The sequence below is a fragment of the Prevotella lacticifex genome (assembly GCF_019973375.1).
In the GTDB taxonomy this organism is placed as follows: Bacteria; Bacteroidota; Bacteroidia; order Bacteroidales; family Bacteroidaceae; genus Prevotella; species Prevotella lacticifex.
In genome coordinates this window covers 43161-57233 of sequence record NZ_BPTV01000001.1, presented here as the reverse complement: position 1 = coordinate 57233, position 14073 = coordinate 43161, and the positions used below count along the sequence as shown (strand labels likewise).

The following is a 14073-nucleotide window of genomic DNA, read 5'->3' as shown; positions in this document are numbered from 1 at the left end:
CGACGGAGTATGGAGGCTATTTCGCTTGGGGTGACACTTCCACCAAAGCCTGTTACATTGGAAAAGGGCTCTTTCATTTAAGCCGACATAGAAGACAATATGTCACAATGTAATCCGTTTAAATGAATGTGACGATAGGCACAAACGCCCGAAGGCGGTTTCTCAACCGCCAGGCTCTTAATACCTTTTGTCATATATTTTTATTTTTGAAGAGGGGGTTTATGGTATTTGTGCGATTAGTGCACTTTGTGCCCCCTCTTCTTTTTACACTGCAAAGATACAAAATAATTAGCTAATAACCAAACAATTACGCACTTTTATCATCTCGGATGCAACTTTTTCTTCCCTATAAGGGATTAAGAGTTTGGCGGTTGAAAAACCGCATTTGCTGAGCCGAGATTTGTTAAATTTTATCCACTCAGTACCAGATTATCGTAGGATGAACAAAGGCAACTGTAAACACAAGTTGTCCGACATGCTTCTGCTGGTTATTTTGGCCAGGGCATGCGGCTGCGAGACTCGCAAGGACATTGTGGCCTTTGGAACGATCCATTTGAGCTACTTGCAAGACCACCTCGGCATTCTTGCTAAGGGATGTCCGTCCGAGCCCACACTTTGCAGGATGGAAGGTGGAATCGACGACATTACTTTGGCCTCTTTGGTTTCGACATTATCACGAAAATACGTGTCGGAGCATGATGGAGCAAACAGACGGCACATTGCAATTGACGGCAAGTTCATGCTGGGTACGAAAATTGGCGACGGACGTTCTCCTGATGTTGTGACCGCTTTCAGCGTAACCGATCGGTTGCCGCTTGACACTGAAATGTGTGAGGTGAAAAGCAATGAGATAAAGGCAACGCCAAAAATCATTGAGCGGGCTGACTACATGAATGGATGTGTTATAACTGCGGATGCCATGTCGTGCCAAAGTTCTATCATCAAAGGCATCGTCGGGAAGGGAGCTGACTATCTTATTGCGCTGAAAGCCAACCAGAAAGCAGCAAGATGGTCGGTAGAGGACACAGTGCCTACGCTGCGTCCTAACGACGAATGGAAGTCGGAGTGGGAACTTGCCCACGGAAGGCTGTACCAACGCCGCTGCCGTGTGTATTCAGACATATCAGGCATCAAGGCACTTGAAAAATTCCTCAATGTCAAGGCTGTGGTTACAATAGACACACATACGATTGAAAAGAATAGCGGAACGGAACAAAACCAGACGAGGTACTATATAACCAGTTTGGAAGAAGGGGCACAGACGTTAGACCGAATCAGTCGCATGCATTGGGGAATCGAGAACAATCTGCATTGGACGCTGGATGCAAGAATGAGCCAGGACAGCACAAAGAGAAAAGAAACAAAGTCTGCCAGAAACTTGGACTCGATCCAGAAACTTGTTTATATCATCTACACCATAGCCTCAAAAAAACACCTGCCAGAGGCAATCAGAAAGAGAAAAGAACTCTTGAAAGTCAAGTTCTCAGCCATTGCATCTTACGCCAAGAACAGCTTGGCCTATGCTATTTCTCTTCTTAGTCTGTAGATGTCGTTAATTTTGAGGGATATATAATAACTCCTAAGCTACATCCGGCTTGGGTAGGGGATACTTTACCTATTGGCTATCAGACCTTTATCGTAAATAGAATTTATGCGGAGAAACGAGAGCTGAGCAATAATCATGCCATGTCAGTCAAAATTTAAATGAAAGAACCGTAACATTGGAAGAAATTGTGAAACATATGATTTAGATATTTACCGTCTAAAAATGGATGACTATATCAACAGAATGAACTTTCTGTCAATGGAGTATGATGCAGCAGTCCAGATTTTAGGTGATAAATGGCACATTCCATCGGGTGTACAAGCTCAAGAATTGATTGATTTTTGCAGTTGGGAATGGGTAGAAAATTATAATAATAGTGGCATTAATGGTAGACTTGGCACAAGTAAAATTAACGGCACTCATATATTTTTGCCTGCAGCTGGATATGCTCATAACACTGAAAAGTTTATGGTTGGAGACAATGGGGGATACTGGACAAGTTCTCCTAATTTAATCGCATCAAATAGAGCTTGGTCTATAGCTTTTGATTCAGGCGTAATTAATGTTTTTAACCATGGCATCAGGTACTTTGGTTATTCTATTCGGCCTATAACTAAATAATCGCATGACCCATGCTGTGAGGTCGTAATTGTGGGGGCGAACTGCATTTTCTCAAAAGAAGTTGTGCCCGCCAACACCATACAATGCAGACTCACACAACCATTCTTTTACTCTGTGAGAATGCTATTGTGTGAGTTATCACATTTATTATAGGCTATACTGGTTGACGTTGTAGCCTTGATTAACAAGTTCGCGGAGGAACTCTTCACGGCTGCGGTGACGGACATTCGGGTTCTCACCACAAGTGGAGCCGACGGGGGTGTTTGGTGGACATTGGATATGGAGGGCGCTGGACGGACGGAAGAACTTGATGGGCTCAATGTACACTGCTCAATGTTGCTGCAATCATACTCTTTTTGAAAAGAAGGCGACTGGCAAGGCCGCTGCTTCAACTTGGTGCCAGTTATCTTGGTGCCTTAACTTGGTCCCTAAATTAAGTGGAGCTAAGATGATTAGTTACAAACTAACTGAATACCAAAGGATTATGTCATAAAAGGCTTATTTCATCTTGGTCCCTAACTTGGTGCCTAAAAAGAATTAAGGGACCAAGTAAAACAAAGAGACAAAAGCTAGAAAAGTGCTGAAAATGAAAGTGTTAAGCAAAGATGTTGAGAATATGAACTTAGTGCCTAAATTGATTTAGGCACCAAGTTATTTAAGCACTAAGTTCAGACAGTCTTATATTTCTGTATGCTACTTCTCGGATGTTCTGGGTCGGTCATCGCCAATTTGCCATCATCAAGCAAAGGTTTAAGGTATTTGTTTCTGAACTTAGTTCTATCACTATACCCCATAAAGCTAAGTATCTCAGGCATAGTTCTTGGAACAGAACAGTATTGTAGCAACTTATTGAATTCAGTTTGACTTGGTATAAGTTTTTTCCGTCCTTTATGCCCAGCCTTTACCTTCTTAACCTCACTGTTCGGCTTCACCACCACTTCGAACACGGTGATCTTGTCCACATTGAAGTCTATGGGCGGATTGCCGTTCTCCTTGAAGAGTTCCTTTACGCGGCTCACACCACGGTTGAACATGTTGACATAGCCAAGGTTCTTCAACGCCTCGGCTATGATGGGATTGCGGTAGTCGTTGACATGGGGGAAGTTCTCGGGGCGTGCCTTGCCATATAGTCCGCCTGCATTCATTATCTCCAAACGGTCGCTGAACTCGTAATAGCGTATCGGCATGTTGGAACTGTAGTCGCGGTGCATGACAGCATTCAGTAGCAGCTCCCTGATAGCTTCCCGCGGATAGTTGACGACTTGCTCCTCGCGAAAGGCAGTCACTGGCACCGGCCTCGTCGTTACGACACTGTTCTCCGTAAAGGTGTCGAGCTTGGGCAACAAGTCAAACAAGCAGCTTGTGAACATACGCTCATTGAGTATGTCGGAGGCCTTGTCGTTGCCGCCAAACTTCACGTACTGCACGTATGCACCGGGTATAAACTGTTTCGGACGGTGAGCAAAGAGTATCACAGCAGCGTTTGTCGGGCAATGACTGTCCATATCGTACAAGCCTACCGATGCCATCTGTTCTTCCAGACTTCTGTTGTCAGCAGCCAACACGTCAGCGTCAACGGCTTTGGGGAGGTAGCCATTGCGTATCATGTCAACATTCAAATCCGACAGCTTGGCGCGCAGACACGGAGTGACATCGAATGTAGCCATGTTGGCCGTACGTCGCTCTGTCAGTATTCGTTCCTCGTCCTCGGAAGCGATGTCGCGTCGGGGCCCGATACGCACAAACACACGACCACGATAACGGACCGGTGTCATCGGCGACGGCTGCACCTCACAGACAAGCAGGTCACCTTCGGGGAACGCGAAGCGGTCAACGCTCATGGTCGGTATCGGCAGTATGTTGCCATCCGAGCGAAGGGCAGCTATGTTCTTCAGCAAGGCATCCGTGACCTTGAAGCCGGGCTTTATTTCACCGTCGTCCTCAGCGCCTATTATCAGATAGCCGTTCTTGTGAGAGCCGGGCAGATCATTGGAGAACGCACAGATAGCCTCACTGAACTTGTCTTTATTACCAGTGGACACTGTACGCTCTATTCGGTATGTCTCAGTGCTCTTCAAGAGCTGTCGTAATTCTTCCTTCGTTATCATAATCGTCTGTTCTGCCTGTATGTATCTGTTGCAAAAATAATGGAAATACGCGAAACGGCAAAAGAAAGTGTGCCTTTTCATTGCCAGGTATGGCTAACTCTATCGTCTCATTCCGATTTTATTGCTTGGTCGTATGCTCTTTGCAGGTTCATCCACATACCAGCCGACACACCGAGTACCATTTCAAGTCCCTGCGCTATATTGTCCGTCATCGCCTTTTGCTCTGCGATAATGCTTTCAAGGGCCTCCGGTGTACTGCCAATGAGCATGGAGAGGTCCCTGGTGTTGTAACCATGGGATTCCAACTGTCGCTTGAGGATTGAACCGGGATGAACGGGGGGGGAAAGCCTGCTTAGTCGTATTGGGCTCCACTGGCTTTTCGGTTACCCTCTCCAATTTCTCCATCATCTCTTGCCTCACTTCTTCGTTGGGAGCCCAGTAGCGGTTGAAGGCATCGCTGTTAGGGTCGTGACCGGAGAGCGTTGCCACCAAGCCCTTGTCCTTGGTCTCGAGATAGAGGTTACCTACAAAAGTGCGACGCGCCATGTGGCTCGATGCCACCTCGTAGAGTTTCTTCTGCTCCTGCCGGCGTGTTGTAGGGTTGAGAATCGTTACCATACGGTCAAGCCCCGCACGCTTAAATACCTCCTTGATGTCCTCGTTATAGTCCTGCTGTGTAGTAAATGGGAACAGACTTTTTCCCTCTCTGTTCTTGTATCTGTCAAGGATGGCATGACTGATGCTGTTCAGTGGTACGCGGATCGTCCGTGGATTGCCGTCAACCGTCTTGCCCGCGATATATTCTACTGCGTCGTTGATGATGTTGTCACGGGTCAGTGCATAAAGATCGCTCACGCGACAGCCTATGAGTGTCTGGAAAACGAAGATGTCGCGTTGCAGGGCGAGCCGGGCATCATCAGAGAAGTCGGTATCGAGCAGTTTGTCCCTTTCCTCAAGGGTGATAAACACGGGAGTGCCATAGACGGGCTCATCGAGGTGAAACTTATCGAAGGGACGGTTCTGTGTCAGTCCGTTGTCGTAGCACCAGCGAAAGAACGTGCGTATCTTGCAGAAGTAGTCGATGAGCGTGTTCTCGCCACGTGGCTTGGACGGTCGCTTCTCTGGTGCGGCCTCAAACAGCTCAGGATAGTTGTCGCGATAGACATGTTCGTTCTTCACATACTTCCAGATGTCGTGAAGCATGGCATTATCCACATCATCTATATATAAGGTGAACTTCCGCTTACGCGGATGGGTAAGGCGCACGAACAGTTCATAACGCTGCAGTACACGCATTACTACACGGTTGTTCCGTATGCGGATGTCCGACAGTGGATGCATCTCAAGGTAATAGTCATAGAGTGACAGCAACGTCTTCTTTTCCTCTACGGTCTCCTGCTTGTATTTTGATGGATTGTAATACTTGTCAAGGATGAGCTTCGGCCAGTTCTTGTCGATATTGTCGCGGTCGTGCTGGTAAGCGTCCTCGAAGAAACGGCGGATGGTGGTTACTTCCGTGTCGACCATCTGCCGCATCTCCTCATCGCAGACCATGCGACTTTTGATCTGCTGGTTCTTACTGTCCCAGAGGTTGGGATTGACCATGATCTTCGTGACAAGGAACTTATCAACCGCGGTGCCTTCCTTGAAGCGCAGCGACAGCGGCACCTTGGATTCCAAATCTGTTGGCTTGAACTTTACGGAAGTACGGATAAGAAATCGTATTGTCATAATCGTCGGTGTGATAAGGGGTTATGATTACAATTGCAAAGGTAGGAAATTTGCTCCATATTTGCTCCATATCTCCCAAATATTTTCAAATAAGGCTGAACGACTCTGAAAGTTATGATATACGCAACATGTTGATAATCAAACGATAATAGATAATTCTGAACGTTTCTAAATACATTATCATTTGCTCCAATTCAGTATTCGCGTCCCCGAGTCTGGGTACAATATAAATCCCGTAAGTCCTTTTACATAAAGAGCTTACGGGATTTTTCATTCTCTCTTGAGAAACATTTGGGAAACATTTCGGGAAGAAGTCTGCCAAAAAGTGATAAGGATAAGACCCAGGCAGAGTCTTATTGAATAGCGTCTGATAAGAATGATTATTTCACCAACATCTTATAGCTCTTCTGCGCGCTGATTATTGCGAGAAAAGAAGTTAAACCCACTCTAAGAATGCCCAAGATGTAGCGTGCAAGATAATTGGGTATATTCTGACATGTAAAGAAAACCATCTTTTTTCTTTGACATGTCGCTCTTTTGCACTATCTTTTTATAAGATAGGCTGCACTCGGACATGCAACGAAAAGAGAAAATCATGTCTTTTTTCTTTGACATGTCGCTCTTTTGCGCTATCTTTTCATAAGATAGGCTGCACTCGGACATGCAACGAAAAGAGAAAAACTGTCTTTTTTCTTTGACATGTCGCTCTTTTGCACTATCTTTGCCGTATAAATCTGTGTCAAGACACATAAATATATTCCAAAGCGATGCTATTTGAACGAAAACATTATCTGAACCTGCTGCAGAATGCCGATGGAAACGGTATGATCAAGGTCATTACCGGTATTCGTCGTTGCGGAAAGTCGTTCCTCCTTTTTAATCTCTTCAGGAAGAGACTCATTGAGAAGGGAATCCATGAAGACCATATCATCCAAGTGAATTTGGAGGACCGCAGGAACAAGCGGTTGCGCGACCCAGACGTTCTTCTCCAGCATATTGACAGTATGATGACCGATACTGACAAGTATTATATTCTGTTGGATGAGGTTCAACTTGTCAACGAGTTTGAGGATGTCCTAAACTCATATCTCAGTGTGCCCAATGCGGAAGTATATGTGACTGGATCCAATGCAAAATTCCTCTCAAAGGACATCATCACAGAGTTTCGTGGGCGAGGCTGGGAAATTCATATTCATCCGCTTAGCTTTGCTGAATATTATGAAGTTGTCGGTGGTGAGAAGGCAGAAGCGCTGGAGCAATATTACAAATATGGTGGTTTACCAGCTGTGGCAGGATTGGAAAGGGTGGAAGACAAGCAACAATACCTGCGTGAAATTTTTGAAACCGTATATCTCAAAGATGTTATAGACCGCAACCATCTGAAAAACGCCGACGGATTGCGCGAACTGGTTCGGATTCTTGCTTCCATCATAGGGTCGAGCACCAATGTGCGTCGCATCGCTAACACTTTCAAAACTGCCGCTGGCATAGACATTACCCCAGCCACCATTACTAAGTATATCGAATGCCTGCAAGATGCATTTATCATCAGCGAGGCATTGCGCTATGATGTCAAGGGAAGGAAATATATCGGCACCGAAACCAAGTATTATTTTGAAGATGTGGGGATAAGGAATGCCATCGTCGATTTCCGTCAACTGGAACCAACCCACATCATGGAGAACGTAGTTTACAATGAATTACGTCGCAACGGATTCTCTGTAGATGTCGGACAAGTGGAAAGTTTTAAGCGTGACGAACAGGGTCACCTTAATTCCGCAACTAATTGCGTAATTCTTTATTAATATTTTTTATAAGTCTCTGAGGAACAATAAGTTCCCCAGAGTTTTGCCATTTGCAGAATTTTCACTAACTTTATGGTGTCAAAACAAAAATAGTTCAATTCTAAATGACATGGCAAAAGTAGCAATAAAATATGATAACATAGTCCCCTACGGCGGAATTTTTTATGCTATGAACGAATTTAAACGCGCAGGACTGGACAAACTGGTAGACGGGCGGCTTAATCTCCGCTGTGCGAACTATGGCTATCAGTACAGCGATATCATGCTTGCGCTATTCTGCATATATCTCTGTGGCGGTGACCACATAGAGGATATTACAACCATATTGAACAAGTATCTGAGCACTGCCCCAGATGCGAGGATACCAAGTTCTGACACCATCGCCCGTGGGCTGAAGGAGCTGAGTGCCATGAGTATAGCCTATACGAGTAAAGCTGGCAACGTATATGCGCATGATCCTGCCATGAAACTAAATTCCTTGATGCTTGACATGGCATTGCTGCTTGGCCTTATGAAAAAGGGTCAGGGCATTGATGTCGACTTTGACAACGAGTTCATCCCCGCTGAGAAAAGCGACGCGCTGTATTCCTATAAAAAACAGCGCGGCTACTTCCCGGGCGTGATGACATCCGGTCCGCTGATAATCGGCATTGAAAACAGGCAGGGCAACTCGAATGTCAAGTTTGAGCAAGTGGAAGAGCTGACACGCATGCTGGACAATATCGAGGCTCACGGACTTTATGTGCGCATGTTCCGTGCCGATTGCGGCTCGTTCATCAAGGAACTTGTTGAGGAGCTCTTTCTTCGGACAGAGACGTTTTACCTCCGTGCCAGCAGCTGTGCTGACCGCAGGCAGATGTATGAACAGTGCAAGGATTGGCGTCACACGTCGGTAAATGGCCAGGATATGGACGTCGCATCATTTGAATTCACCGAATTCCTTTCCGACTGGCATTTACGGCTTGTAGTGCAGCGCACCAAGATGGACGCAGAACAGGGAGAGCGGTTCCTGCCCGGCATGGAATATATGTACCGCGCCATACTGACCAGCGACCATAACAGCACTGAAGAACAAGTCATTGACAAGTACAATCAGCGAGGCGCCTGCGAGAAAAATTTCGACGTTCAGAATAACGACTTCGGTTGGGCTCATCTCCCGTTCTCAACCATGGAGGACAACACGGTGTTCCTTCTCTTTACCGCCATGCTGAAGAATTTCTATCAGTACTTGTTGTCAAAGGTCAGCGCAATCTTTCCCGGTATAGACATGAAAAGTCGCCTTAAGCGCTTTGTCTTTGCCTTCATTGTTGTTCCGGCTAAATGGGTCCGTGTCGCCAGGCAATGGACTCTGAATATCTACACTAAGAACAGATGGTTGCACTACTGGACCATTTTCAACGCCAGCTACGGATGAGCCAAACGTTTTGGAGGTTAACAATGTAATATCCCTAATGGGGGTAAGGGGGCTTTGTACGCTCATATCAGTTAGGATATGGCAAAAAGCCAGTTTGAACAAGAGAAATTGCATTCTGGGCGGTTTTGACCGCAATGGCCTGAGACTATTAGTAGGGTTGCGGAATTGAGGGGTCATCTCAAAAGGAGAAACCTCGAGATTGATTTTGTCGTCAACCGTCATGATGAGCGACTGTATATCCAGTCGGCATACGCATTACCCTCGCAGGAGAAAATGGACCAGGAACAAGCCTCTCTATTGCATATCAAAGACGGATTCCAAAAGGTAATTGTCGCCGGAGACCGTTACATTTCGGGCTATAACGAGAATGGCATTCTTGTCGAAAGCCTCTACGACTTTCTGTTAGGCAAACAAAAATTTTGAAGATGGCTGATAACAGTCCAAGAACTAAGCGAGAGGAAAAATGTCGAACATCGTTTTTAGGAAGGGTATAAAGCCCTTCCCTGCACCGGCCAACCAGAAGAGAACAGTAAAGCATGTGCCGAAAGCAATGGAGAATACAAGCGAGAGGATATAATAGATGCGGTACTTGTAGAACTTTTCGAGCAGTGCCTCATGCTTCTGCGACAGGTTTGCCTCCACTTTCTCAGGGATGCTCTTCAGAAGTTCGTTCTTGAAGGTGGTGAAGTCGTTGATGGCGGTCAGAAGAATATCGGTATTCTCCTGGATATTTGCCTTCATCGCCTCACGCCCCTCATGGTCTGAGAAGTCGCGCGGCGTGTCGTCCTCACGGAGGTAGGCCGAGTTTGGGTACTTTTATTACATCACGACAATCGCTAAAGCCTTATAAACAAAGACTTTAGCGATTTTTCTTTTCCCGATATGCTCCATATTTGCTCCATTACCATTGGATTTAGTTGCATTCATAGGCATTTGATTATAGTCGTTCCCATTTGTTTTCATTCTTTTTTCGCCATTACATTTGCTTCTTTGAAAATATTCCTTTATCTTTGTTGAAAAATAAGCAACTATGGATAATACGGACATCAGCGACAAGGTAGAGTATGTGATAGCCGCTATCAGCGAGTTCGGCAAGCGCCACGGACTATCGCATGTTGAAGCATACCGCTATCTCAAACGGTTTCAGGGGATGGATATGCTCGACAAATTCTACGATGTCATGCATACGCTGAGCTTTAAAGACGTCACTGACGACCTAACTGCTTTCTGTCATCGCCACGGAGGGGCATTGGTATGAAACTATATCACGGTTCGACAGTGGAGATAAAGGAGATTGACATTGCCAAGTCTAAACCGAACAAAGATTTCGGACGTGGCTTCTACCTCAGTGCCGACAGGATGCAGGCGCAAAGGCTTGCGGAGTATAAGGCTTACCAAATTGGCGGCAATCCAGTTGTCAATGTCTATGACTTTGACGAGCGCCTATTGACGGATGGTACGCTAAAAGTAAGGAGGTTTGATAGCTACTCAAAGGATTGGGCAGAATTCATCTTCGCTAACAGACAATCAAAAACAGGAGAGAGCATTCACGACTACGATGTTGTCATAGGTCCTATAGCCAATGACAAGGTAGGTGTACAGGTTCGTAAATACTTTGACAAGGAAATCACCCTGGAAACATTCCTCGAGAATTTAAAATACATGAAAGGAATTACTTTTCAGTATTTCTTTGGCACGGAAAAGGCAATTAAATATCTAAGAAAACTATGACGGACTTCGATTATATGCTTGAAGGTATGACTCGCGACCTCGCCGTCATGCTTATGGAACGGAGAAAGATGCCAATGACCGATGCTTTGGATACGCTTTATAATTCTGAAACTTATGAAAAGTTGTCTGATCCACGCTCCGGCCTTTATTTCCAGGCCCCCGGTTATGTCTACGACTTCCTTGACAAGGAAATAGAATACGGCAGAATGGAATAATGAGGGTTTTTCATATAATAAGGTTGATTGGGCGCTTGCTCCGAAATGCGATGATGCGACGGAGCAAGTACGACTTAGCATTCCATCGTGAAGACGACGGAGTGTGGTATGTGGACTTCCCTGATTGGCCGTTCACTCACCACAACCTTGCGATGGTCGGTGGTGCCGACAAGCTATGCAGTTATTTGGCGGATGGCAGACAGACCATTCGTGTTAAGGTCATAGCAAGCCAGCATTCTCTTCCCTTCTCAGGTTATGGTCTCCTAACCAAGACCTATAGCAACCTCCTCTATGGAGCCGATTACGACACAACTGGTTTCGAGGACTTCCATCGAAGCGTATGGATATGCCCCGTCACGCTGTTCGTGTTAGGGCGGTATCCGAAGTATATCTACGTGAAATAGATATGTAACTGCCTACTTTGATAAATTTAATTTCCTTCGTTTCTTGGAATTTTGGATATTATGTCGTACCTTTGCAACTAAGAAATAAACTAAGGAGGATAATATTATGGCTTTAGCGATAAGTAATGTACCTGTACTTACAGGTGAGGTGGCCGACCGCTTCGTTAAAGAAGCAGAATACAATGCCAAAAACCTTGCAGGCTCTAAGTATGATGCGGATGCTCAGGCAAAGTGCATGAGCATTGTAGAACGTTCACGTCGTTTCCTTGAAAAGATGAAAGGCAATGACGCTGAATGATCTTGTGTTTCTACCGCTTGTACCTGGGAAAACGGATTTTTCCAACTTTGATTGTGGTAGGAATGACATTAATGATTTCTTTCTGAATGACGCTTCTGATTACCAAGAGGAGTTGTTCGGAAAGACTTATGTCTTTGTTCCAGAAGACACTCCAACAAATATAGTCGCTGCCTTTACAGTTGCCAACGCCAGCATTTTTACTAAAAGACTCCCTAATGCACGCAAGAAAAAGATAGGTTATGAAGTTCATCAGTCGAAGGGATTGATCAACTATCTCGCAGTTTTGCTTGGCAGATTAGGTGTAGACTTACGCTATCAGCACGCACACCTTGGACCTCAAATTATTGATTTCGTTGCACAATGGTTTACAAGCGATGATAACAAATCCGGATGTAGGCATCTTATAGTTGATGCATACAACGAGCCAGGTCTTATAGATTTCTATCAGCGCAATGGTTTGAAATTGTTTTTCAGTACGGAACAACAGGAGCGGGAATACCGTGCCTTAGATGTAAACATCTCCGAAAAATTGGAAACAAGATTAATGTATCGCGACCTCATCTTACTGAAGAGGAATTCATTACGGGCAAAGTAGAGTATCCAAGAAAACTATGACGGACTTCGATTATATGCTTGAAGGTATGACTCGCGACCTCGCCGTCATGCTTATGGAACGGAGAAAGATGCCAATGACCGATGCTTTGGACACGCTTTATAATTCTGAAACTTATGAAAAGTTGTCTGATCCACGCTCCGGCCTTTATTTCCAGGCCCCTGGTTATGTCTACGACTTCCTTGACAAGGAAATAGAATACGGCAGAATGGAATAATGAGGTTTTTCATATAATAAAGGTGATTGGGCGCTTGCTCCGAAATGCGATGATGCGACGGAGCAAGTACGACTTAGCATTCCATCGTGAAGACGACGGAGTGTGGTATGTGGACTTCCCTGATTGGCCGTTCGCTCACCACAACCTTGCGATGGTCGGTGGTGCCGACAAGCTATGCAGCTACTTGGCTGACGGCAAACGAACCATTCGTGTTGAAGTCATAGCATGCAAACATCCCATTTCCCTCTCAGGTTATAGTATTCTGACCAAGACCTACAGCAATCTCTTCTATGGAGCCGATTACGACGCTACTGGTTTCGAGAACTTACATCGAAGCGTATGGATCTGCCCCGTCACGCTGTTTGTGCTGGGGCGGTATCCGAAGTATCTTTATTTGAAGAAGATATAAAGGCCCTTATGCATCTACACAAATCAGAGAAATTCACCCTGAATTTAATGTCGGTATGAGTACAGGAGTTACCACTCTTTCAGGCTGTTGGAATGAGCCATATCTCCATTGGAGCTTTGTCTCATTGATCGCATTTCCCCGAGCTGCAGTGGTGCCAGTGCAGGGAAGGGCTTCATGCCCTTCCTAAAACAATGTTCGACATATTTTCCAAAATTGGCGGTGGTGTTTTTTCATATCGGTTGGGACATTTTTTGAGGGAGGGCATAAAGCCCTTCCCTGCACCGGGTAAATGTACGATCGATGCATGGATATGTATGTTATGATTCCCCGAGCGAAGATGGTGCAAGTGCAAGGGAAGGGCTTCATGCCCTTCCTAAAACAATGTTCGACATATTTTTCGGCGGTCACATATCAAATCGGTGGTGTTTTTTCATATCGGTTGGGACATTTTTTGAGGGAGGGCATGAAGCCCTCCCCTGCACTGGATGTATGCTGCATTGCAGCACTCAGCCGCCGTAGGGACAGGGTTTATCCCTGTCCTATCAGCAACGAGCAAGAATTGATGTAAATACCCCGCAGCTGCGAGGGCGGGGATAAACCCCGCCCGCACGTGGGGGACATCAATACCGTCAGGTTAGGGTGGGGATAAAAAAGCGGGCGGGGAAGACCCCGCCCGCACTATCACAAGACATAAGAGATTAATTGCGGGAGCTCAATCGTCCCACACACTGCCGACCCTCACCCAACCGGTGTTATCGGTACCGTCGTCCTCGTCACCATCATTGAACGACCCATTCTCCTTGGATGCAGCGTGATGCGCTCCGGTGTCAGATCCAGACAATATCTGTCCTGGCTGTGTCACGATAACCTCGGTGACAGGTCTAATATATTTCTTTTTCATATCGACCTCCTTTCAGTTGTTGAACTAAAGAATCAGACACTATCTCCCCTGGCTGTGTCA

20 protein-coding genes are annotated in these 14073 nt (G+C 45.7%); 13 read left to right on the top strand and 7 right to left on the bottom strand.

All coding sequences use genetic code 11. From position 1 onward, the window contains the following. Window positions 1-364: 364 nt before the first annotated feature. Window positions 365-1546 carry an ISAs1 family transposase gene (locus LDN30_RS00260; protein ID WP_306421490.1) on the top strand — a complete coding sequence of 394 codons (1182 nt, stop codon included), beginning with the start codon at window positions 365-367 and terminating at the stop codon, window positions 1544-1546. Window positions 1547-1789: 243 nt separating this feature from the next. Then, window positions 1790-2167, top strand: coding sequence for an Lcl C-terminal domain-containing protein (locus LDN30_RS00255; RefSeq protein WP_223928395.1), 378 nt, complete (start codon window positions 1790-1792; stop codon window positions 2165-2167). A 147-nt stretch (window positions 2168-2314) separates the two neighbouring features. On the opposite strand, the gene LDN30_RS00250 is transcribed toward LDN30_RS00255, so the two are convergent. The 4 genes from LDN30_RS00250 to LDN30_RS00235 form a co-directional block, all read right to left on the bottom strand. After that, window positions 2315-2494, bottom strand: coding sequence for a hypothetical protein (locus LDN30_RS00250; RefSeq protein ID WP_223928394.1), 180 nt, complete (start codon window positions 2492-2494; stop codon window positions 2315-2317). Between the two features lie 341 nt (window positions 2495-2835). After that, a complete protein-coding gene (locus LDN30_RS00245; RefSeq protein WP_223928393.1) occupies window positions 2836-4275 on the bottom strand; it encodes an RNA/DNA-binding domain-containing protein in 1440 nt (479 codons plus the stop codon). 107 nt (window positions 4276-4382) lie between these two features. Then, entirely contained in the window at window positions 4383-4580 is a 198-nt protein-coding gene (locus LDN30_RS00240; protein WP_241427209.1) for a helix-turn-helix transcriptional regulator, read from the bottom strand. Next, a complete protein-coding gene (locus LDN30_RS00235) occupies window positions 4513-6006 on the bottom strand; it encodes a site-specific integrase (protein WP_223928392.1) in 1494 nt (497 codons plus the stop codon). Before LDN30_RS00235 ends, LDN30_RS00240 begins: the two co-directional genes overlap by 68 nt. Before the next feature lie 767 nt (window positions 6007-6773). Here LDN30_RS00235 and LDN30_RS00230 point away from each other — a divergent pair. The 3 genes from LDN30_RS00230 to LDN30_RS00220 all read left to right on the top strand — a co-directional run bounded on the left by LDN30_RS00230 (window position 6774) and on the right by LDN30_RS00220 (window position 9648). Then, entirely contained in the window at window positions 6774-7811 is a 1038-nt protein-coding gene (locus LDN30_RS00230) for an ATP-binding protein (RefSeq protein WP_223928391.1), read from the top strand. A 109-nt stretch (window positions 7812-7920) separates the two neighbouring features. Beyond that, window positions 7921-9225: an IS1380 family transposase gene (locus LDN30_RS00225; protein ID WP_223928390.1), complete on the top strand. Its 1305-nt coding sequence runs from the start codon at window positions 7921-7923 to the stop codon at window positions 9223-9225. A gap of 165 nt (window positions 9226-9390) precedes the next feature. Further along, window positions 9391-9648 (top strand): ATP-binding protein, encoded by a 258-nt coding sequence (locus LDN30_RS00220; protein WP_223928389.1) that lies wholly within the window; start codon window positions 9391-9393, stop codon window positions 9646-9648. A 24-nt stretch (window positions 9649-9672) separates the two neighbouring features. Here LDN30_RS00220 and LDN30_RS00215 read toward each other — a convergent pair whose 3' ends face one another. Together LDN30_RS00215 and LDN30_RS00210 are read right to left on the bottom strand one after the other, a co-directional pair. Beyond that, window positions 9673-9966, bottom strand: a complete 294-nt coding sequence (locus LDN30_RS00215; RefSeq protein WP_223926617.1) for a hypothetical protein — start codon at window positions 9964-9966, stop codon at window positions 9673-9675. Between the two features lie 78 nt (window positions 9967-10044). Further along, the gene (locus tag LDN30_RS00210; RefSeq protein WP_223926616.1) at window positions 10045-10188 is read right to left on the bottom strand and encodes a hypothetical protein; all 144 of its coding nucleotides are present in this window, start codon (window positions 10186-10188) and stop codon (window positions 10045-10047) included. A gap of 67 nt (window positions 10189-10255) precedes the next feature. Between LDN30_RS00210 and LDN30_RS00205 the strand changes: the two genes are divergently transcribed. The 8 genes from LDN30_RS00205 to LDN30_RS00170 all read left to right on the top strand — a co-directional run bounded on the left by LDN30_RS00205 (window position 10256) and on the right by LDN30_RS00170 (window position 13112). Next, window positions 10256-10483, top strand: a complete 228-nt coding sequence (locus LDN30_RS00205) for a DUF3791 domain-containing protein (RefSeq protein WP_223926615.1) — start codon at window positions 10256-10258, stop codon at window positions 10481-10483. Further along, window positions 10480-10956 (top strand): DUF3990 domain-containing protein, encoded by a 477-nt coding sequence (locus tag LDN30_RS00200; protein ID WP_223926614.1) that lies wholly within the window; start codon window positions 10480-10482, stop codon window positions 10954-10956. Before LDN30_RS00205 ends, LDN30_RS00200 begins: the two co-directional genes overlap by 4 nt. Beyond that, a complete protein-coding gene (locus tag LDN30_RS00195; protein ID WP_223926610.1) occupies window positions 10953-11171 on the top strand; it encodes a hypothetical protein in 219 nt (72 codons plus the stop codon). Before LDN30_RS00200 ends, LDN30_RS00195 begins: the two co-directional genes overlap by 4 nt. A 50-nt stretch (window positions 11172-11221) precedes the next feature. Beyond that, window positions 11222-11575, top strand: a complete 354-nt coding sequence (locus tag LDN30_RS00190; RefSeq protein WP_223926613.1) for a DUF6717 family protein — start codon at window positions 11222-11224, stop codon at window positions 11573-11575. A 106-nt stretch (window positions 11576-11681) separates the two neighbouring features. Beyond that, window positions 11682-11873 carry a hypothetical protein gene (locus tag LDN30_RS00185; RefSeq protein WP_223926612.1) on the top strand — a complete coding sequence of 64 codons (192 nt, stop codon included), beginning with the start codon at window positions 11682-11684 and terminating at the stop codon, window positions 11871-11873. Continuing rightward, window positions 11860-12468 (top strand): N-acetyltransferase, encoded by a 609-nt coding sequence (locus tag LDN30_RS00180; RefSeq protein ID WP_223928388.1) that lies wholly within the window; start codon window positions 11860-11862, stop codon window positions 12466-12468. The genes LDN30_RS00185 and LDN30_RS00180 overlap by 14 nt, the downstream gene beginning before the upstream one ends. Window positions 12469-12484: 16 nt before the next feature. Next, window positions 12485-12703, top strand: a complete 219-nt coding sequence (locus tag LDN30_RS00175; protein ID WP_223926610.1) for a hypothetical protein — start codon at window positions 12485-12487, stop codon at window positions 12701-12703. Window positions 12704-12752: 49 nt separating this feature from the next. Next, window positions 12753-13112, top strand: coding sequence for a DUF6717 family protein (locus LDN30_RS00170; RefSeq protein WP_223926609.1), 360 nt, complete (start codon window positions 12753-12755; stop codon window positions 13110-13112). Window positions 13113-13824: 712 nt separating this feature from the next. On the opposite strand, the gene LDN30_RS00165 is transcribed toward LDN30_RS00170, so the two are convergent. Beyond that, entirely contained in the window at window positions 13825-14013 is a 189-nt protein-coding gene (locus LDN30_RS00165) for a hypothetical protein (RefSeq protein ID WP_223926608.1), read from the bottom strand. Between the last annotated feature and the right edge of the window lie 60 nt (window positions 14014-14073).